Raw genomic sequence first — 20,321 nt, 5'->3', positions numbered from 1 at the left:
TTATAGCCGGTACCAGACATAGGGGTCTGTTCCCGATTGGATCTTGTCCCAGCGCAGATCGGTATCGCGCCAGTTCTTGATGCTGCTTTTCCTGTTGTCGAGCACGAGATCGCCCTTGTCGGTTCTGACGACGAGGACCGCGTGTCCTTCACCGGAGGGCGTATATGCCGTCGCGATCCGCAAAGCGCGCGACGACCAGCCCTTCGCGATCAGCCGGCTGCGTTTGGTCAATGCGAAATCTTCGCAGTCGCCGCTGCGCACATTCACCTTCCAGACGTCGCCATTCAGTTCGTTGCGGGGGTCGTTCCGGCCGATCATCGTACGATTGACGGCGGTGTTGACGTCCTTCAGTTGCAGCATTTGCTTGTCAGTCATCGCAACGACCGCCAAACCATTGTTATCGCGGCATTCAGTCGGGTTCTGGGCGCAGAACAGCACTTGGGCGAAAGGTGGAATGATCGTGCCTTTTTCAGAGATATAACTGACCGCCGAACTATCGGTCAGACCGCGGGCAAAACCTGCGGGACCGGCGGCAAATGCCGAGCATGCATTGCCTGCTGTAAAGGCCAGTGCCAGAAGTGTAACGACTGTTTTCTTCATCTCTTAAATCCCCGTTACGGGCAACCGATTGAGATCAGGCTTGCCTTTTGTCTCAGTCAATGGCATGGCGACTTAGTGATCTGCCAAGTATTGGCTGCAGAACGTCTGTCCCGTTCCTGCTGCTTCAAGGAGCATAGCCAGGGCTTGTCTCGATTGATTTAAACGTTTCGCGACAATTTTAAATGATGTGGAATTCTGTTGCACTTTAACACGCAGGCGCTTGATATGCAACTTATGTTAGTACGGGAATATTAACCGTACTGGTTGTAGGCCCCTCATTCCCGCTGCTGCCGGTGAGCGAATTCAAATGTTATCCAACCTCATCAACAGGCAGATCATGCGGGAGGTGATCCTCGTTGTCTTCATTTGCCTGGTGATATTGACTTTTATTCCGTTCGGAAGCGTCACGCCCTTTCCCTTCGCCTTCGCTGCGATCGGAATGTTTGTGCTGGCGATTATTTCCGCGCTGTTGTTCGGGGAGCCGAGGCAGACCAGATCGGTTTTCAGCATCGCTTTGTTTCTACTCGTCGTGCTGACAGGCTGGGCGTTCATCCAGACCATCGAACTGCCTTCCAATTGGTTGGCCAATCCTGCCTGGAGTGCTGCGCGTGATCTGGCAGGTGTCCAGTACGCAGCGATCTCGGTCGAACCGGCCGACACGCTTGCGTCGATCCTGTGGATCGCCCTGCCTTTCGTCACATTTCTGACCGGGCTGCTCTTATGCGATACCGATCAGCGCGCGCGGAAAGTGCTGACGGGGCTCGGGCTTACGGCGGGCATTGTCGCTGTTTTCGGCCTTCTGCAGTTTTTGCTGTTTCCCAACATTCTGATCGTCGTGGAGAAACGCGCCTACCTCGACAGCCTGACTGCGGTCTTCGTTAACCGCAATACCGCCGCGACCTTCCTCGGGCTTGGAACGCTGCTGATGCTGACCCTGGTCAGGGACATAGCTCGTTCCTATTCAAACTATCCGCCCGGCGAACCGGGCCGAAACGCGCTTCTCTTGAGATCGTGGATCTATATCCTGCTCTTGTGCGCATGCTTCACCGCGCTGATGTTGAGCCGCTCGCGCGCCGGGATATTTGCGACCTTTGTTGCCGCTCTCATCTATTTTCCATGGCTTGTCCTCAATTGGAACGGCTCGAGGCGTTATCTGAGACCGGCGCCAAGATGGCGTTCGTTGCTGATACTCCTCTCGGCGATTGGTTTCGTCGTACTGCTGCTGACACTGTTTGCGGGCCAGGCGATTTTGCGCGCGCAAGAGCGGCGACTCGAGGATGATGATCGGTTTTGCATTCTGCCTGGCATATGGCGTGCCATTTCGGATCATTGGTTGACGGGAACGGGGCTCGGAACCTTCCGGACCGTGTTTTCCGCCTACCGCGATCCGGCCTGCGGAATTTTCGGAGTCTTCGACCGCGCGCACAATTTCTATCTCGAAGGATTTCTGGGCCTCGGAATATTGTTCCCGATTGCGACGGTCCTTGCCTTCTCGGTGCTTGCCAGAGTGTTCCGGCGCGGGTTCGCCCAAAGACGGCGTCTCAGGCATTATGTTCTTCTTGGCCTGGCGGCGACCGTTTTGGTCGCCCTTCATGCGGCGGTCGATTTTTCGCTGCAGATACCGGGTTTTGCGGTGTTTTACTCCGCCTTCCTGAGTGCTGTTGTCGCGATATGCCTGGGACGCAGCAACGGAGAGGCGGACATGGCATATGAGCGGCCGTTAACCACGTAAAGTTTAAATGGATGGATTTTAATAAGATTTTCGGAAAAGATCGATTGTGCAGGTGCGAACGGTTGACTCTGAAACCCTAGAAATTTTATAGCGGGTGCAGCCTTCGGATTGTTGCGACGCAAGAAAAGTCGGACCGAAGTCGTTTTTCGCTTCCTAAGGGGCTCGGCGTTGCCAGCCTGCCACAGTTAGGGGAATGTTAATCGGCTTTAAGTGTTATTGATCGGGGATTGTCTTGTATTTTGTCAGATTGCGGGGCAGTAGCTTCAGGGGCGTAAACGCAGGGTATTCTATGGGTTGTTCTCGTATCGGTAGTACACGCGTCGCCATTGTTGTAGCGCTAACGACTATATTGGCAAGCTGCACGTCGTTGCCAAGATCCGGTCCCGATCACAAAGATGTTGATCGAGATGCGGCGGTCAAAGTGACAACCAAGGAACGTCGCGTCGGTATCGACTACGCCCTGGTTGATCTCAGCAAGAACGTCCTGTCGTATTTTACCGCCCCCCAGCCGACCTCGTTCAAAGGGTTTGGTGGTGGTCGAGGCGGGGCGCCTGAAATTCCGCTCGGTTACGGCGATGTCGTTCAGGTCGCCATCTTCGAAGCTCAGTCGGGCGGCCTCTTCATTCCGTCCGATGCAGGTAGCCGACCCGGCAATTACATCTCGCTGCCGGAGCAGACCATCGATAGAAACGGAACAATCACAATTCCCTATGCGGGCCGGGTTCCGGCTGCCGGTCGCCTGAAGGAGACCGTGGAGCAGGACGTCGAGGATCGCCTGGCGAGCCGCGCGATCGAACCGCAGGTGGTTATTACGACAACAACAAGCCGCTCCAGCCAGGTTGCTGTGCTCGGCGATGTCAACAATCCCCAGCGCGTCGAGATCAGCCCGGCCGGCGAGCGTGTTCTCGATATCATTTCCGCCGCGGGCGGTTTGACGACCAACAATATCGAAACGAATGTGACGCTGCAGCGCCGCGGCAAGACGGCAACCGTCGCCTACACTACGCTGTTGAAGAACCCGGCAGAAAATATCTACGTTGCGCCGGATGATACGATCTCGATCGATCATGAGCGCCGCACCTATCTGGCGCTCGGTGCCGCAGGCACCAGCGGTCGCTTCGATTTTGAAGAGTCTGATCTAACCCTTGGAGAGGCAATCGCCAAGGCGGGCGGCCTACGCGACGACCGCGCCGATCCGGCTCAGGTCCTGCTTTATCGTCTTGTTCCGAAGAAAACGGTTCAAGCGATGCATGTGGACACGACGAGATTTGCGGGTGAAATGGTTCCGGTGATCATTCGTGCGAATATGCGCGACCCGGCAACCTTGTTTGCTGTTCAGCAATTCAAGATGGAAGACAAGGATATTATCTATATTTCCAATTCGGACTCTGTCGAACTGGTCAAGTTCCTTGACATCGTAAACTCGGTATCGTCCACTGTTTCCGGCGTGGCCGACGATGCGAACGATACCAGTAACGCGGTACAGGATCTTGGAAATTGATTGAAATAGGCGTGCCGGCATCGATCGCGGATGATCAATGCCGGCGGCCTATATAGCGGATTTGATGAAGGGCTACGGTTATGGCAAGGTCAGGTGTTTATCGTAAGCTTGCATATAGCGGAATTGTCGTCGCGATGTTTGCCGGCATGAATTCAAGCGCTTTTGCGGCAGCTTGCTTGGGTCCGGCAAATCTGACTTCCGTCGATGTCAGCGGATTTACGGCTAGCCCGGCCGTTCTGCTCGACATGTCCGATCCGTTGGTTTTGTCATCGCGCGTTCGCGCGCTGGTTGGAAGCAGCAATGATGCGCTATCGCCAGTGATTGAGCAGGCCAAGAAGGCCAGTGCCGCACAGATGGCGGCTATCGGCTCCGGTCTCGGACGGGCCGCAAACAGCTGCCAGGTAACGGATCCGCAATTCAAGCTGGCGATCGAAAAGGCTGTTGCCGAGGCGGCGAGTGCCGATCCGAATCTGGCGCCGCTGCTTGCAGCCTTTGCAAAGGTCCTTGCCGAAGGCGGGACCGCGGCGCTCGGCCCGGGTGCAAGTGCTGCCGCCGCCGCATCCGGCATCGGCAATGACGGGCAAGTTGGACAAACTGGGCCTGGAGCGGACGATGGTACGCCGTTCGACGGCGCTGCGACAACAGCGGGTACGCTGAAGGTTTCGAATGCCGGCGCAGATGATTCATCGTCGACTTCAACGACGACGATCCTCAGCACCGGAGCGGGAGGGCAGTCGTCTACCGATACGACGGAATCGACGAGTCAGAGTGTCCCGGTCATATAATAGCTGGAATTGCCCTTAGATCTTAGCGCTTGACGCATTTGTTGGAGATCGAAATTGCTATCGCCAGATAAACTTACACCGCGTATCGACCCCTCCCGCGATACCGGAAATGATGCTGATTTCATCGATTTCGACAAGCTCATCGCAATCGCCCGCCGACAGTGGCGGATGGTTGCGGCGTGCGGTTTCGCCTTTGCCATTCTCGGCATTGTGTATGTGTTGACTTCGGTGCCTGTCTACACCGCCGACACCAGCGTGCTGATCGACCGCAGCGATAGTCAGGTGATCAACCAGCTGGCGGCTTTCGGCCAGATGGACGATGACGAAGGTACTGTCCTCAGTCAGGTCGAGCTTTTGAAGTCCGACACCATCGCCTATGCTGTTGTCGACAAACTGAAACTCGTCGACAATCCGGTGTTCACGGCACCGAAAAGCTCACTTTTTTCTGTTTCAACGTTGAAATCCTTCGTGAATTTTCGGTCATGGTTTGCCGATGACGCAGCCGTCGCACCCGATCCGGAAAGGAAGCGGCGAAGCGCTGCGGAGACCGTCGCGGGCAATATCGACGTCGAACGCGTCGGTCGCTCCTATGTCCTCGATGTCAGCTATACCGCGCAGTCGCCCGATCTGGCGCGTGATATCGCGGCTGCCATCGCCGACGTCTATCTCGTCGACAAGCTCAATTCGAAATACGAGGCGACACGCCGGGCCGGCCAGTGGCTGCAGGAGCGTATCGAAGAGCTCCGGCAGCAGGCGTTGGACACCGATCTTGCGGTTCAGAAATTCCGCGGCGAGCATGGGCTTGTCGAGGCCGGATCCGGGACGTTGATCAGCGAGCAGCAGCTTTCCGAGATCAATACCCAATTGATCAATGCGCAGGCCGAGACAGCGAAGGCCGAGGCAAGATATGCACGCGTCAAGTCGATCATCGACGCCAAGCAGACCGATGCGATCGTCACGGATGTGCTCGATAGCTCCATTTCGAACGACCTGCGCAAGAAATATCTGGAGGCTTCCAAGCTCGAGACCGAAATCGAGGCACGGCTCGGTCCCGATCACGTCCAGGCGGTTCGGCTTCGTGCGGAAATGGAAGAGTATAAAAGGCTCATGTTCGACGAGTTGAACCGCATCGCCGAGAGCTACCAAAGCGAGTTGCAGGTCGCAAAGTCGCGGGAAAATTCTTTGCGCGACAGTGTTACGCAGGCGACGGGCGTTGCCGCAACGGCTGGCGAAACGCAGGTGCAGCTTCGCGAGCTCGAGCGTACGCGCGATACCTATAAGAATCTCTATCAGAGCTTCTTGACGCGCTACCAGGAAGCAATTCAGCAGCAGAGCTTTCCGATTACCGCTGCGCGCATCATCACGACGGCGGAGACGCCGACGAAGCCGAGCGCTCCGAAGAGAGCTCTCGTTGTTGCTTTCGCGATGTTCGTGGGATGTGCATTTGGAAGTGGTATAGCTGCCTTCCGCGAATTCCGGGATCGGTTCTTCCGCACCGGCGATGATGTCCGGGACGTGCTCGATGTCGAGTCTCTCGGTGTCATGCCGCTGATTGAAAACAACGTCGATGATCCGACGCTTGTTGATCCCAGCAATCCGCGAAGCATCGCCAGGGGTGGAAAGACGACGACCTATGTCGAGGAGCATCCGCTCTCGGCATTTGCCGAGACGCTTCGAAGCGCCAAGATTGCCATCGACCTCAGTGCTGCCGATCAGCGCTGTAAGGTCATCGGTGTCGTGTCGAGCTTGCCCGGCGAGGGGAAGTCGACGACATCCATCAATTTTGCCAAGCTCCTGGCGATGCAGGGTGCGCGTTGCCTGCTTATCGATGGCGATATGCGCAATCCCGGCGCCACCCGGGCGATCGGCCGCCATGCCGAGGCCGGCTTGCTCGAGGCGATCGTCGACAGCCGTCCGCTCAAGGATCTGATCCTTCTCGATCCAAAAACAAAGCTCGCATTTTTGCCGACGGTGGCACGATATCGTGTTCCGCATTCGTCGGAGCTACTCGCGTCACGCGGCATGGATCAGCTTCTTGAAACGGCGCGTCAAAGCTTCGACTATATTATCGTCGACCTGCCACCCCTGGCGCCGGTTGTGGATGCGCGCGCTATCAATTCGAAGCTCGATGCGGTGGTTTTCGTTATCGAGTGGGGAAAAACATCGCGCAAGGTCGTGCAGTCGACCCTGCTGTCCGAGCCGGAACTCTATGCGAAATGCGTCGGTACTATCTTGACCAAGGTCGACCCGTCGCAGATGAAACTCTACCGGACATTCGGTTCGAGCGAATATTATTATAAGCGTTATTCGCGATACTATACCGAAAGCTGATGATCCGCAGTCAGTCCGTTTCGATTACCAGGATCGCCTTCGTTATCGTAACCGTCGTCTTGGTGGTGCTGGCCGGTCGTGAGCTCTACGCTTCGATAAGAACGGCCAGCATCTCGATCGTCGCCGAAAGGATCGAGCGGGGCGAGACCGTTGCGGATGATGTCGTGACCAAATATGCCTCGCGCAGTGTCGACGTCGTTGACGGACATTATTGTCGATCCGACATCGTGGCTGCTGGCGTAACCCTCGTTCTGGCGCAACTCGATCGGCAGAATGTCAATGTCAATTACGATGGCTGGGCCGCTGCGGCATCGAGTGCGCGCCAGTATCTGCGGCATGCGCTTTCGTGCATGCCGACGAACAGCAATTTTTGGCTTCGCCTTGCGGCCGTGCAGTCGACAATTGCAGAAGAGCCGGTCGCGATTGCGGGAATGATGAAGCGTTCGGTTGTGCTCGCGCCCTACGACCAGGTGATGATCCTGACGCGGTTTTATTTCTGGAACGATTTTACCGATGCAACGCTTGCCGCGGCAAAGCGCGCGCTCGATAGCGATCTTACGACGATGCTGAAGCTGGGCGATCGTTGCAGGGTCAACGCCACGATAAAAGAGATTAGCCCACAGCTCCGCCCGATCTTCGATCGAAGCTGGATAAACGTTGGAGAGGCCGCGACGGCGCGGTTCCGACAGCGCTGCAGCAAGTAATCATCAAGGCTGGTTTTTAAGGACAGTTCCGAGATCGTGGCCGGCAGGCTGAGCAGCTACGGCTCTTTCTCTGGGCGAATTCAACTTGCATAAAAAAACGCCCGCAGCCTGCGCGGCGGGCGTCGCTTTTTGGTTGGCTATTGATGATCAGACTTCTGCGTCCGCACCAGTGATGTTGAGTGTCAGAACGCCGGCGTCGGTGTGGCCTTCGCCGTCGGAGATCTTGTAGAACTGGATAGTCTCCGTGACCTGATCCCCCGGAGCGATATCTGCTGTCAGATCATAGGTGAATGATCCATCCGCTTTGACATGGAACGTGCCATACGTGCCGGCGACGTCGGTTGTTGCGCTTGGATCGCCGTTTACGGTCGTGGTGCCGAATAGCCGGAGGAAGAGATGACCATTGTCGCCGGCAATGTCGTTGTCCAGGGCGTTGCCGCTAATGGCGTCGCCTTCGGTGAAGCTGTAGTTGTCGTCGACAGCGATCGGCTTTACCTGACTTACGCCCTGAATATTCAGGGTGAACAGGCCGACATCGGTGTTACCGGCACCATCAGAGATCTTGTACGAGACCTTCTCCTGGAGCAATTCACCATTGGTGAAGCCGACCTTGGCAGCGTCGCTCAGAACATAGGTATAGCTGCCGTCCGGCTTGACGAAGAAGGTGCCGTAATCGCCCTGGATCTCGGTGACCTGGCTGTTGCCTTGCTTGGAGCCAACGCCCTGCTGATCGAAGAAACGAAGGAACAAGTTCCCATCGGATGTATCGTTCGCCAGCAGATTTCCGGAAATAGCGTCGGTTTCCAGGAATGTTGCACTATCATCTGTTGCATGAATAGCCATTACTGTCTCTCCTCGAATTATTCTTTGCCAGGTCAATTCTGACCTTTAGCGAGCGGGTCGATTAAGGATATCTTAATACAGAGAGTCAAGGGTGCAATTAACAGCAGGTGAACATTTTCGGGTGTATTATACAATAATGACACACCTGTAACACGCATAAGGCGATGAAACGCATGGCAATTATTACGTTAATAATAAGTGAAAATACCAAATGGTAGATTCTGCCCCCTGTTTCTTCAGAGGAGAAGAATGTTTATTCGGGCGCAATTTATAAGAATACGCCGAGCTGCTTATGCGCAGATGAGATGTTGATATAATCACTACGGGCTACAGGCTGAAATCTCAGTCTTGCTTCGGTTTCTGTACCGGCGTCTGCTTTTCGACAAAGTAACTGATATCATGATTTTGTAACATTTGTTTATCAAGTAATGTTTCTCGCGAAACGCAATTGGCGTAAACTAATATGCGATGCGTGGAGAATAATCTTATTTACACTAGAGATATTGGGTAACATCGTCATAACTGCGCGATGCAATTTTTGTTGCAATGCAAAATATTCGAGAAACGAAGATCTTTTGTGGGAAGCGTAAGAATTATCGCGAGATAGAACGCATTTTAGTGTTCCATTTTAGGAGGCAGAGAGAGATCCGCGGGTAAAAGATTTTCCAGTATCTTTGGGAGATCACGGCGTGACCGTCTACTATGTAAATTCGGCAACAGGATCCAATCAGAACAGTGGAGTGAGCGAGCAGTCGGCTTTCGCGACACTTTCCGCTGTCGAATCCTTGAGGCTAAAGCCGGGAGACAGCGTGCTGCTTGCCGCCGGAAGCGTGTTTAACGAGCAATTCGACCTGAAATACTCCGGCACTGTCAGCTCTCCGATTACAATTGGCAGTTACGGCGTTGGCGATGCGCCGGTTATTCACAGTAGCAATGACGGTATCCACGGCTCGAAGGCTTCAAACATCATCGTGGAGAACATCAAGATTGCTGATACCGGCGGTGCGGCGATATATGCGGGAAATGTCTCCAACTGGACCGTCCGCAACGTCGAGGTCGAAAATACCGGACTTGCCGGCAAGCCCGGTTCCGTCAATTTCCAGAGCAGCCAGAACATTACCATCGAGAACAGCAAGATTTCCGGGGTAAATGGAGACGGCATCTGGATGGATAAAGTGATTGGCGTTACCATCGTTAATAATCTCGTCATCAACAGCCAGGGCGCTGCGGCAGACGCCGTTCAGTTGAACGACAGCAGCAATATCCTGATCAAGGGTAACCACCTAGAGCAGACGGAGACTAATAGCGCAAAGGGCGTCCTGGTGCTTGTTCGGGCTGCAAATGCAGCAGTCGAGGACAACACCGTGATCGGCGGCGGTTTCGGGATCGGTGCCAACGCGGGCACGAATATCGCCATCCACGACAACGACATCTCGGGATATGGCGGCTATAGCTGGTCCTACGGTATCGGCCTTGGCGATCAGGGCAATGCGACAAATTACGATATCAGTGGAAACTATATTCATGACGGCGTCTGGGGCGTGTCGATCAGCGCTGCAGGTTACCCAAGTTATGCACGCACCGATATCGATATTTACGGTAATGTCTTTGACGACCTGTCGTCCTCGGCGCTGAAGGTCGACAGGCCTGCATCCGGCTCTTTCCATGATAATATCATCGACAGCGCGGTGTCGACGTTGACGATGCCCGTCGCAATTGCCCTCCAGAGCACCTTCTTGATCAACGACAATAAGACCCTGGAGCAAGCGCAGGCCGAACTCGACGCCACGAGTGGCGACACCCCGTCCAACAGTGAGACGCCTACCACGCCGGTTGTTGAGCCGCCTGTCGAACCGTCAACACCGACGCAGACAAGCACTCCGGCGCCCGCGGACGAAGTGCAGGTTCCGACCGCACCCACCGTCGCCGTTCCCAGGATTGTTGCAGCCCATGACAGCCTGAAAATCTCCACGGATACGGGCAGCGCCTATCATGGCAACCTCCTCGAAAACGATAGCGCAATCAATGGAACCGTGCTTCTTCGTCGCTTCGGTGACAGTGCCGTGGATAAGCATGGCCTGACGCTGACCGGGAAATACGGCGTCATCCATGTGGAGAGCGATGGTGATTACACCTATACGGTCGATGCGGTGAAAATCGCCGGTCTCAGCGGAAAGGTCAGCGAATCCTTCCAATATAAGATTTCTGACGGCGCTTCTCACATCGATACCGACTCGCTCGGCGTGTATATCAATGTGGACGCGTTCCATAGCAGCCAAGCGTCGCACCTGCTGGTTTGAATCCAGCCAAATTAGAGAGCGACGGCCCGCTGTTCAACACTTGAAAACTTGATGATGAAGGGGTGTCGGCGGTCGAGGGCGCGGATAAAAAATAGTTCCGGCGTTCATAGGAAAAATGAACTATAGATTGAATTTGTAGTTAACGCCCCAGTAAACGCCGCTAATATGCGCGCGATACGTTCATCCTTCTGCGCCGTTGTTGAGCAATTTGCGATTTTCACTTGCTTAGGTTGGTATATTTAGCGTAGCGTCAAGTCAGAATCCCTGAGGCCGCTCGTTATAAATTGGAATTTTTGGTCACTTTTTGGTTGGATTCATGTAATAGGTCGTGGGCTTGCAAGCGGGTCCGGCGCCGGTTCGGGGGTCCAAGGCAGTCGTGTCATTGATCGGGCGTGATGGACCCGGAGCTGGAGTGTGCGCCGGCATATTTGCTTTCGTGCGATGCGGTAAGAGAGGGATTACTTCGTGTTTCAGAGTTCAGCAGCTGATGTCAGCGAGCCATCCAAAGCATTAAAGAAATGCAAGGGAGGGCTTGTTTTCATTGGAATAGCAAGCGGGCTTATCAATATCCTATACCTTACAAGTTCATTTTTTATGCTTGAGGTGTATGACCGGGTCATTCCCAGCAAAAGCATACCTTCGCTGGCTGTCCTGGCAATACTTGCGTTGATGCTTTACTCGTTTCAAGGAGCGTTCGAGGTTCTGCGAAGCAGGATGCTTGTGCGTGTTGCCGGTGCGCTTGACGAGATGGTGAACGGGCGTGTGTTCCGCGCGCTGATCAAGGCTCCGTTGAAGGTCAAAATCGGCGGCGACGGGCTTCAGCCGTTGCGCGACTTCGACCAGATCAGAACCTTCCTGTCCGGCCAGGGCCCGACAGCGATGTTCGATCTGCCATGGTTGCCGTTCTATATCGTGATCTGCTTCCTCTTTCATCCGGCGATCGGGTATATCGCGATCGGTGGAGCGCTGGTTCTCGCCATCCTGACGTTCATGACCAATCAGGGAACGCGTACGCTCTCAAAAAAGCAGTCTGACTCCGCTAACATGCGAAATGCCTTCGCGCAGACCTCGATCCGCAACTCCGAAGTTATTCACGCCATGGGCATGGCGGGGACGATGGCCGAAATCTGGGACCGCAAGAACAGTGAATACCGGACAATCACTCGGCAGGCATCGGATGTTGGCAATGGATATGCGACCTTGTCGAAGATTTTCCGTATTGCTTTGCAATCGGGAACGCTCGCGACCGGCGCAATACTGGTCATTCAAGGGCAGGCCTCTTCGGGAATTATCATCGCCGGCTCGATATTGACCTCTCGCGCTCTGGCGCCTGTCGAAGCGGCGATCGGAAATTGGCGTGGTTTCGTTTCTGCTCAGCAGAGCTGGGCGCGACTTTCGAGCCTGCTGAAAGCCATTCCTGAGATTCCGGCCCCTCTTGCGCTCGCGGCTCCTACCAAGCAAGTCACTGTCGAAGGACTGGCGAGCGGGCCGCCGGCGGGTCAGCGCCTGGTCATTTCCGATGTCAGCTTCGGCCTAAGGGCGGGGAGCGCGCTTGGGGTCATTGGTTACAGTGCCTCGGGTAAGTCGTCCTTGGCACGGGCGATGATGGGCATCTGGCCGACCGTCAGAGGATCCATTCGCCTTGATGGCGCAGCACTCGATCAGTGGGACGGTGACGCGCTTGGCCGGCATATTGGTTATCTCCCACAGGATGTAGAGCTTTTCTCGGGGACTGTTGCCCAGAATATCTGCCGTTTTGCGAAGGAGATGTCACCTGAGGCGGTGGTTGCTGCGGCGAGGGCGGCGCGTGTTCACGATCTCATTCTTCGTCTGCCGAACGGTTACGAAACCGAAATCGGCGAAGGCGGTGCTGCGCTTTCGGCTGGCCAGAGACAGCGTATCGCGCTTGCAAGAGCGCTTTACGGCGACCCATTCCTCGTCGTGCTCGACGAGCCAAACTCCAATCTCGATGAAGAAGGCGAGCGGGCGCTGAGTGCCGCGATCATGAGCGTGCGGGCGCGGGGCGGCATTGTGGTCGTCATCGCACATCGATCCGGGGTTCTGGCGGTCTGCGACTTCGTGCTGATGATGCAGGACGGCCGCATGATCGCGTTCGGTCCCAAAGAAGAAGTTCTGGCGAGAGTCAGCCGGCCGGAAGCGGCGCGCACGCCGATTGCCGAGCGCGTGGCTCAGCTTAAAGTCGTGGTCGACGGCATGAATGCGGCCGAATAGGCCAGAGGGAAGATCGTGAGTAAAGTTATCAGTGAATCGAAACGCTCCCTCAATCGGCATGTTGCCGTTGTCGGTGTGCTGTCGATAGCCCTCGTTTGCGGCATTGGCGGTTGGGCGGCGACGACAGAGCTTTCGAGCGCAGTCATCGGCGAGGGCGTGATCGTCGTCGACGGCGATGTCAAGAAGGTCCAGCACCTGACAGGTGGTATCGTGTCGGAATTGCTGGTTTCCGAAAACGACCATGTGACGGCCGGGCAGGTGCTGATACGGCTCGATGGGACGACGACGAGAGCGAATCTCTCGATTGTGGAAAGCACGCTCGCTCAGCTTTATGCGCGCCGCGCCCGTCTGAAGGCGGAACGAATCGGCGCAGATTCGTTCGAGGTCGAGGAAAACATCAGGGATCTGACATCCAGCACCTCTGCAGAGAAGCTTCTCGATGGCGAGCAGAAGTTGTTCGACAGTCGCAGGACGGCGCTTATCGGAATGAAGAGCCAGTTGGCATCGCGCAAGGACCAACTGGGCGAGCAGGTAAAGGGGTTGGTCGTTCAGATCAATGCCACCAACGATGCCTTGGGCTTGATCGAACAGGAGCTCGAGGGCATTGATACGCTCTACAAGAAGGGCCTCGTCACGCTTCAGCGTTTGAATACGCTCAAGCGCGCCCGCGCCGATCTCCAGGGCAACAGCGGCCAGGAAATCGCAGCTAAGGCGGAGGCCGAGGGTAAGGCAATCGAGATCGATCGCCAGTCGATCCAGCTGGATGAGGATCGTCGTTCGGAGATTGCAAAGGACCTGACCGACGTCGAGGCGCAGATCGCCGAATATGAAGAACGCCGCGGAACCGCAGTCGATCAGCTGCACCGTCTCGACATTACCGCACCGTTGACTGGGCGAGTTCACGAACTTTCGGTTCACACCGTCAATGGTGTCATCGATCCCGGTCAGACGTTGATGCTTGTCGTTCCCGAAAATAACGAGCTTACGGTCCAGGCGAAAGTCGCCACCCGCGATATTGATCAGGTTCATGTCGGCCAGTCAGTCGATGTGCGTTTCAGCGCTTTCGATCAACGCACGACGCCTGATGTGGCCGGTGAGATTACCTCGATCGCGCCCGATATCGTCAAGGATGAGCGCACGGGCATCAGCTACTATCCCCTGCGCGTCAAGCCGAAAGCTGAAAGCATTGCCAAATTGAAGACGATAAAACTCTATCCCGGCATGCCGGCGGAGGTCTTCATCAAGATCGGCGATCGGACCGTGATATCCTATCTGACGAAGCCGCTGACCGATCAGATGCAGCACGTATTTCGCCAGGAGTGATTGGCGGCTGTTTCACGCCGTTAAGAGCTCCGACGTTTCAAAGCTGCCGTTGTCATCCGCCAGGGGGATTGGATGGTTTCGCATTGCTCGAACAGGCATGCGCGGCCATTTCACGAAATTGTCTCAAGCCTGCTGCAAGGTCTCCTCATGATATGTTTGCAGTTTTGGCGAGCGGTGCCGACTGAGAGGCGACCGGCCTATGGACTGGTTCTGTTTCTGGCGTGTCTGTTGATGCTTTCGGCGGTCAGGAACGGCTATGCCGATAGTCCCGTGCCGCTGAAAATAGTGGCCTTCGGAACATCCTTGACGGCGCGGGGGGGGTGGCAGCCTGCCCTTGAGACGGAGCTTGCAGCCTGCCTGCAGAAGCCGGTGAAGATCGAGAGCGTTGCAAAAAGCGGTGAAACGTCACTGTGGGCTCTGACCCAGATCGATCGCGTCGTTGCCGAGCAGCCGGATATCATCCTGATTGAGCTCTACGCCAATGATGCGACATTGCATCGGTTCGTGTCGCTTGCGCAAAGCCGAAAGAATATTGGCGACATCCTCGACCAACTCCAGCAGCGCCTGCCGCAAGCGCGGATCATCGTCATGGCCATGAATCCGTTTTCAGGATTGCGTGGGCTGATCCGTCCCTTTGTCGACAGTTATGTCTCCGCACATGAGGCGGAGGCGCAAAAACGTGGTCTGGAGTTTGTCGACCACCGGCCCAATTGGGAGCGCCTGACGCCGGATGATCTGGCCACGGCAATTCCTGATGGCGTGCATCCTCTGCCCGACATAGCCTCCAAAATCATTGCTCCTGAGCTTGTCAAACGTATCGCCGGTAACAATTGCGGAGAATGAAAATTCGCTCGTAAGCGTCAGAGGCTATGACGGCTCTCGGGGTCAGACTGCCGTAATATAGTTTTTCAGGTAGGTGACCAGTGAAGCCCGACCGGCTTCCGACGAATCTTCGTGAGATGGGCTATCCAGCTCTTCGAGCAGATAGTTCCGGAGATCGTCATCGGTGTGTGCGACATAGATGCCCGGCCGGCCCACGAGTTGGCTCACCGTGGCGAGCTGATGATCGTTTCGGTGCTCGCCAAGAGCCGCCTGTCGGGGAACGAGAATGATCGGCTTTCCAAAACGCTTGGCCGTAAGCACGGTGCCAATTCCCGCATGAGAGACGATGACACTTGCATCGCGAAAGACGTTGTCAAAGTCCTTGGGCTCGATATTCTTGATCCATTTCATATTCTGTGGCGTGTAGGTGCCCTTGCCGATCTGCGCCAGAACCGGTTTCGACAGTTCGTTTGCGAAGGTGTCGACAGCCTTGACGAGGCGATCAAACGGCAGTTGCGTTCCGACGGTGACAAGGATCAAAGGACAGCTCCTGCGTAATGGGGGCCATCCGGCCTCGACAGATGTTGCCATTGCGTGAGCCAGAGCGTCGCAATATGGCCGGCCAGTTTACCCGATAGAGACAGCTTCTCGACATTGGCGACGCTATCGATCCAGATCGTCCGCTTGCCCGTCAATTTGCCGGCCAGCAGGCAAAAAAGCCCGGGTGCGGCACCGGTCGAGATGATGACGTCGGGCCTGTGCTTGATGACGATGGAAAAGGCGGTGAAAAAGCACCGGATCGACATGGTAATCGAGTCGCGGCTGCAATCGGGAAGGACTAGTCCGCCGCGAATGTCGTATTTTGCAAGCAGTCCCGGAATGGTCGTTGCAAAGACGATATCGCAGCCCTCGAACGCGCCGCGCATGGCCATCAGCTGTTCCCAGTGGCCGCCTCCTGACGAGGCAGCGAGAACCTTCAATTTTTTCTCAGTCATAGACAGGCATCTCCTATATTTGACCGATGGATAAGGGCGAAAACCGTTCTGTTCGAACAGCGGTTGTGTCACGATAGTTCAGTAGAAGTGTACCATTTCTGGCCCGGTTGGTTGAAGCCATGAAGTTGATAAACCGGCAATTACGCATGATGTTTTCGTCTGAAACAGCATAACGGCCAAATCTTATCCCAGCGCGTCCCCGCAAATGATCAGTGAGCGGCATTGGGTTTGTACTCCTGATATGCATGTCCGAGAATCCCGTTAACCATGCCCGCGCCGCGCAGAACATGGGTGAGGGCACGCATGCCCCAATAGGGTGAAATCAGGATCGCCGGCAGCATGGCCAGCCCAAGCATGACTCTCGTGGCGCCATAGGCCGCTCGGTAGATCCGGCGCTTCAGGTTGCCGTGCAGCACCTCGCTGACTGCGAAGGTATTGCCGAGCCGGTATTGTCTTTGCAACACCCATTTCCAGGTCATCCGGCTGGCCGGAACGATATCATGGACAAGCGCCTTGTCAGCCCAGAAGACCTGCATGCCCCGGCGGATGGCTTGGTTGAAGAAAAGGTAATCCGTGCCCCCGGTGAAGCGCATCTTCTCTTCAAAACGCAGGTTCCAGGAGCGGATCAGGGGATAGTCGAACATGACGTTGTTCGAGGCCGCATAAGAAATGCGTCGACCGTCCTTGTTCTTCTTGCGCTCGAACACTCTTGCCTTGATGAAATATTCCGGTGGGTTTTCCGGATAGACCGGTTGGACGGGGCCATAGACGCAATCGGCGCGGTTTTTCTCCCGTGTCTCCAGCATCGCATCCAGCCAGCCGTCGACGGGCCATTCGTCATCGTCGAGAAAGCAGAAGAGGTCAGTGCCTGGAGGTGCCGAGTCCAGTGCGCGATTGCGTGCAAAGGGTATGCCTTGGTTTTGTTCAATGACGTAGATCAGGTCGTAGGCACCTGTTTGGCCAAAGCTCTCTACCGTGGTCCTCGCGCTGCCGGCCGCGTCATTATCCACGATCACCATGGTGAGATGATAGGGACGGTCCGGATGCCGGATTTGGCGGGTCATGACGTCAAGCAGCTTGGCGATCCCGTCGAGGCGCCGATAGGTCAGCACACCGACGGCAATCTTCAGCGGTGCGGCGCCTGCTTCTGTGCCGACGGATGAATGCGGAAAAGTCTCTTGCTGATTCATGACTGTCCTCTCCGCAGCATATTTCCCAAACGCTTGCGCGCCGCCATCAAGGCCACTTCGGTCGCGGCAGCATCGCCGAACGGACCGCCGGCCACTGTGTTGCGAGCTTCGCTCGGGAGCTTCAGAAGCGATGTCGTTTCGGCAATTCCGCCGGCCACGAGGCTCTTGCCGAGTGCCTGGAGGCCGTCATAGCGGCGTGCCAGTTCCAATCCTGTCGCGATCATGATCCGCGGGCGCAGTGTTTTTGCCCTGCTTGTGCCCGTATAGCGGTTCGAGGCATGAATGCGTTGAAAGGTCAGCGGTGTTTCGACGATGGCGCCGCGACCCAGATAGGCGGCTGCAAATTTGATGTAATTGTCGCTGAGGACGACGTCTTTCGCGACAGACATTGGCAGGATCTGGGACAGCAGCTCGCGGCGGAAGCTCAAGCCGGAGGTCGGCACCGGAAGCGAGGGAAAGCCGCCTTTGCGCAGCGTGTCCCGCTTGTCGAACAGCGTCACCTGCAGCTCCGCGGGAGGCTGGTCGTCTTCATTGGTCGTCACGCGGTCGAAGCACCAGTCGATCTCGTTGCGATCGTAGATCTCGGCGATGCGCGCGAGTTTGCCCGGCAAAAACGCATCATCGGCATCGAGGAGAAAGAGGATATCGCCGCTTGCGGCCGCAAAACCCGCATTGAAGCTCGAGGCCTGGCCGCCATTTTCCTTCAAGACGGTCAGGATCCGCTCGCCATAGGAAGCAAGAATCTCATGGGAATCATCGGTGGAGCCATCGTCGACCGCGATCACTTCGAAATCGGGATAGACCTGCGACAGAACACTGTCGATGCATGGGCGCAAATACTGGCCGTAATTGAAATTGTTGATAAGCACCGATAATTTCAATGCACCACCTCCTGCGCTAGTCGACCAGAATGATTTACTGCCGGTGCGTATCGGCGAAGTCCGGCGCGGTAGCCACGCATGTAATAGTACTTCCAGATGGCCCAGAACCGCTTCTTTGATCGCGGCAACGGATAAAGGAGGGCTGCCCGAATCGCCCAGTTGGCGCTCTCGATCCAGGTTCTTAAGGGTATTCCCCCGATCCTTATACCTTTTGGAATATCCTCGGCGAAGAGCGCTGGCATTCCATAGCCAAGACGTTCCCCACGCTTCTGTACCCAAGCCTCTGTCACGCTAGAGGCTGGAATCCAGTGATGAACAATGGCCTCAGCGCACCGACAGGTTTTCACGCCGCTTCGGGATAGGCGGCTGACGATTTCCGTATCCTCTCCCATTGCGAAAAGACCTCCTGGAAGCGGCCCGATATCTTCGCGGAATCGAATATTGCTGCCAAGCAATTCGCGACGCACAGTCGTGTTCGGACCCCAAATTTTTGTCGGGTCGCATGGGCCACTGGATTCCTGGTCGGCTATGGCGAAGGTTGATCCCATGGGAATCCAGTCCAACAGCGGATCCCCATGGGGATAATGCTCCCAATTTGGAAGAATTCGGCCGCCGATAACGCCGAAATCCGGGTTCGCCTCCGCGCATGCAGCGATCGAACTCAACCAGTTCGCATCTGCCTCGACGTCGTCGTCCGTAAAAACGATCAGCGCTCCTCGAGCGATCGCCAGAGCTGCGTTCATAGCGCCTGATTTGCCTGGGCGGGTATGATTAACAACAACAATTGGAAGCTTCTTTGCATATTGATCGAGAAGCTCCTGTGTTTCGTCTTTACTGGCGTTGTTGACGGCAATCAGTTCCCATTGTTCGACTGGAAGGGTTTGCCCCAACATCGAATCCAGCATCTGTTGAAGCCGTCTGCTGGCGCCGTTGAAGGACGAAAAGATGACACTAATTCTCGGATCCGTCATCAAACCCACTCGCCTCCTGACGCGCGAAAATCCTGCCCGCTGCCTCCGCAGTTGGAGCACTTCCTGTCGATGCCGCGGTTTAGTACTTTCGTCATTTGGCACCGACCTGAGAGTAGATCGTTTTATTCATCGTAGATCGCTGCTTGAGAAATTGGCGCAGGATCCCGTGTCTCACCGACTGCGCCCAGAGCAATTTGAAGCGAACGCCGCTTGGCGGAAATCTCTTGACGACAACGCTGGCCGGCACCATCAGAAGCCATCTCAATGCGCTAGCGATGGGCAGACCGCCAATTTTCGTTTTGCTGTCGAAGAGGTCCGGCCGAACGATAACCAAGCCCATGCCATAGCGCTCGCCGCGCCGCAAAACCCAGCCTTCGTTCACATAGCCCTTCCTGACAATGTGCCGAACCCTGGGACGTCGCGAGTGAAAAGCCTTGGCTCCATTCTTCTCCAACCTGAGAGCGAAAGCAGTATCCTCACCCATGGGGAACTGAGCGACAGTGGCATCCGGGCCGAGGCCGTCGTGAACGATATAACCGGATCCTAAAATGGAACGACGGAAGGCCGAATTCGGCCCAGATATCAATGCCGCTGAAATCGGCCCCTCGGGTAAACCGTCATTTAGCGCATAAAGAATCCCCAGATGCCCGTATTTGATGAGCCACGATGCCGGCCTTTCCTCCCATTCGGGCGTTATTAGGCCGCCGAATATGGCAAACTGTGGCTGCTGATCCGCCAAGGTGAGAAACTGCTCGATCCAATCCGGCGCGGGAATGACGTCGTCATCGGTTAAAATGACGAGTTCACCCTCCAGATGGCGGAAGCCCGAAGTCAATGCGTGTTGTTTGCCTTGTTTTAGCTCAAAATAAACTTCCAGTGGAAGCCGCGCCTTAAAGGAATTCAAGACTGATGCAGTGTTGTCGCTGCTGTTGTTGTCGACCGCGACGATTTTCCATTCTTCCTTCGGTAGGGTCGAAGCGCATAGTGCGTCAAGCATCGTTGGCAGGGTTTTCTCGCCGTTATAAGTTGAGAACAGTATTGTGACCTTGACTTTGCTCATTTGATGCTCCGGACCTCATTTTGGTCTGATCGCTCCCCAGTGCGGATTGGG

At 55.7% G+C, this 20,321-nt stretch carries 17 protein-coding genes; 9 read left to right on the top strand and 8 right to left on the bottom strand.

Translation table 11 applies throughout. The features are described 5' to 3' along the window. On the bottom strand, positions 1-600 hold the full coding sequence (locus tag RWJ89_RS31970) for a transglutaminase-like cysteine peptidase (RefSeq protein ID WP_168284581.1): 600 nt from the start codon (positions 598-600) through the stop codon (positions 1-3). A gap of 307 nt (positions 601-907) precedes the next feature. Between RWJ89_RS31970 and RWJ89_RS31965 the strand changes: the two genes are divergently transcribed. From RWJ89_RS31965 to RWJ89_RS31945, 5 genes are all read left to right on the top strand, one after another. Continuing rightward, entirely contained in the window at positions 908-2,332 is a 1,425-nt protein-coding gene (locus RWJ89_RS31965) for an O-antigen ligase family protein (protein ID WP_131665171.1), read from the top strand. A 289-nt stretch (positions 2,333-2,621) separates the two neighbouring features. Next, positions 2,622-3,833 (top strand): polysaccharide biosynthesis/export family protein, encoded by a 1,212-nt coding sequence (locus tag RWJ89_RS31960; protein WP_131665170.1) that lies wholly within the window; start codon positions 2,622-2,624, stop codon positions 3,831-3,833. Positions 3,834-3,913: 80 nt separating this feature from the next. Next, positions 3,914-4,618, top strand: a complete 705-nt coding sequence (locus RWJ89_RS31955; protein ID WP_043294748.1) for a hypothetical protein — start codon at positions 3,914-3,916, stop codon at positions 4,616-4,618. A gap of 54 nt (positions 4,619-4,672) precedes the next feature. Further along, on the top strand, positions 4,673-6,949 hold the full coding sequence (locus RWJ89_RS31950; protein ID WP_025395618.1) for a polysaccharide biosynthesis tyrosine autokinase: 2,277 nt from the start codon (positions 4,673-4,675) through the stop codon (positions 6,947-6,949). Continuing rightward, positions 6,949-7,653, top strand: coding sequence for a hypothetical protein (locus RWJ89_RS31945; RefSeq protein WP_168284579.1), 705 nt, complete (start codon positions 6,949-6,951; stop codon positions 7,651-7,653). The genes RWJ89_RS31950 and RWJ89_RS31945 overlap by 1 nt, the downstream gene beginning before the upstream one ends. Positions 7,654-7,800: 147 nt before the next feature. Here RWJ89_RS31945 and RWJ89_RS31940 read toward each other — a convergent pair whose 3' ends face one another. After that, positions 7,801-8,496: an Ig-like domain-containing protein gene (locus RWJ89_RS31940; RefSeq protein WP_017961667.1), complete on the bottom strand. Its 696-nt coding sequence runs from the start codon at positions 8,494-8,496 to the stop codon at positions 7,801-7,803. Between the two features lie 689 nt (positions 8,497-9,185). Here RWJ89_RS31940 and RWJ89_RS31935 point away from each other — a divergent pair. From RWJ89_RS31935 to RWJ89_RS31920, 4 genes are all read left to right on the top strand, one after another. Next, a complete protein-coding gene (locus RWJ89_RS31935) occupies positions 9,186-10,796 on the top strand; it encodes a right-handed parallel beta-helix repeat-containing protein (protein ID WP_165504445.1) in 1,611 nt (536 codons plus the stop codon). Between the two features lie 465 nt (positions 10,797-11,261). Further along, positions 11,262-13,028, top strand: a complete 1,767-nt coding sequence (locus RWJ89_RS31930; protein WP_131665167.1) for a type I secretion system permease/ATPase — start codon at positions 11,262-11,264, stop codon at positions 13,026-13,028. A 15-nt stretch (positions 13,029-13,043) separates the two neighbouring features. Then, positions 13,044-14,351: an HlyD family type I secretion periplasmic adaptor subunit gene (locus RWJ89_RS31925; RefSeq protein WP_131639691.1), complete on the top strand. Its 1,308-nt coding sequence runs from the start codon at positions 13,044-13,046 to the stop codon at positions 14,349-14,351. 147 nt (positions 14,352-14,498) lie between these two features. Beyond that, positions 14,499-15,194 carry an SGNH/GDSL hydrolase family protein gene (locus tag RWJ89_RS31920; protein WP_168284611.1) on the top strand — a complete coding sequence of 232 codons (696 nt, stop codon included), beginning with the start codon at positions 14,499-14,501 and terminating at the stop codon, positions 15,192-15,194. A gap of 42 nt (positions 15,195-15,236) precedes the next feature. On the opposite strand, the gene RWJ89_RS31915 is transcribed toward RWJ89_RS31920, so the two are convergent. From RWJ89_RS31915 to RWJ89_RS31890, 6 genes are all read right to left on the bottom strand, one after another. Next, a complete protein-coding gene (locus RWJ89_RS31915) occupies positions 15,237-15,713 on the bottom strand; it encodes a glycosyltransferase (protein WP_017961662.1) in 477 nt (158 codons plus the stop codon). Beyond that, complete coding sequence (locus RWJ89_RS31910) at positions 15,710-16,168, bottom strand: glucuronosyltransferase (RefSeq protein ID WP_011653119.1); 459 nt, start codon at positions 16,166-16,168, stop codon at positions 15,710-15,712. The genes RWJ89_RS31915 and RWJ89_RS31910 overlap by 4 nt, the downstream gene beginning before the upstream one ends. 209 nt (positions 16,169-16,377) lie before the next feature. Then, a complete protein-coding gene (locus tag RWJ89_RS31905; protein WP_168284577.1) occupies positions 16,378-17,358 on the bottom strand; it encodes a glycosyltransferase family A protein in 981 nt (326 codons plus the stop codon). Continuing rightward, a complete protein-coding gene (locus RWJ89_RS31900) occupies positions 17,355-18,239 on the bottom strand; it encodes a glycosyltransferase family 2 protein (RefSeq protein ID WP_025395608.1) in 885 nt (294 codons plus the stop codon). Before RWJ89_RS31900 ends, RWJ89_RS31905 begins: the two co-directional genes overlap by 4 nt. After that, complete coding sequence (locus tag RWJ89_RS31895) at positions 18,236-19,210, bottom strand: glycosyltransferase (RefSeq protein ID WP_222062027.1); 975 nt, start codon at positions 19,208-19,210, stop codon at positions 18,236-18,238. Before RWJ89_RS31895 ends, RWJ89_RS31900 begins: the two co-directional genes overlap by 4 nt. Before the next feature lie 91 nt (positions 19,211-19,301). Continuing rightward, positions 19,302-20,270 carry a glycosyltransferase gene (locus RWJ89_RS31890; RefSeq protein ID WP_221998004.1) on the bottom strand — a complete coding sequence of 323 codons (969 nt, stop codon included), beginning with the start codon at positions 20,268-20,270 and terminating at the stop codon, positions 19,302-19,304. Between the last annotated feature and the right edge of the window lie 51 nt (positions 20,271-20,321).

Source organism: Rhizobium sp. 10PS4 (assembly GCF_032464805.1).
Classification (GTDB): Bacteria; Pseudomonadota; Alphaproteobacteria; order Rhizobiales; family Rhizobiaceae; genus Rhizobium; species Rhizobium laguerreae.
Note: the sequence above shows the minus strand (reverse complement) of the source record. Positions and strands in the feature narration are given on the sequence as shown.

Bases quoted from the DNA above. Each gene is read 5' to 3' on its own strand.
- RWJ89_RS31965 (WP_131665171.1), top strand. From the start codon at position 908: ATGTTATCCAACCTCATCAACAGGCAGATCATGCGGGAGGTGATCCTC.
- RWJ89_RS31945 (WP_168284579.1), top strand. From the start codon at position 6,949: ATGATCCGCAGTCAGTCCGTTTCGATTACCAGGATCGCCTTCGTTATC.
- RWJ89_RS31960 (WP_131665170.1), top strand. From the start codon at position 2,622: ATGGGTTGTTCTCGTATCGGTAGTACACGCGTCGCCATTGTTGTAGCG.
- RWJ89_RS31920 (WP_168284611.1), top strand. From the start codon at position 14,499: ATGATATGTTTGCAGTTTTGGCGAGCGGTGCCGACTGAGAGGCGACCG.
- RWJ89_RS31905 (WP_168284577.1), bottom strand. From the start codon at position 17,358: ATGAATCAGCAAGAGACTTTTCCGCATTCATCCGTCGGCACAGAAGCA.
- RWJ89_RS31970 (WP_168284581.1), bottom strand. From the start codon at position 600: ATGAAGAAAACAGTCGTTACACTTCTGGCACTGGCCTTTACAGCAGGC.
- RWJ89_RS31890 (WP_221998004.1), bottom strand. From the start codon at position 20,270: ATGAGCAAAGTCAAGGTCACAATACTGTTCTCAACTTATAACGGCGAG.
- RWJ89_RS31895 (WP_222062027.1), bottom strand. From the start codon at position 19,210: ATGACGGATCCGAGAATTAGTGTCATCTTTTCGTCCTTCAACGGCGCC.
- RWJ89_RS31955 (WP_043294748.1), top strand. From the start codon at position 3,914: ATGGCAAGGTCAGGTGTTTATCGTAAGCTTGCATATAGCGGAATTGTC.
- RWJ89_RS31910 (WP_011653119.1), bottom strand. From the start codon at position 16,168: ATGACTGAGAAAAAATTGAAGGTTCTCGCTGCCTCGTCAGGAGGCGGC.
- RWJ89_RS31940 (WP_017961667.1), bottom strand. From the start codon at position 8,496: ATGGCTATTCATGCAACAGATGATAGTGCAACATTCCTGGAAACCGAC.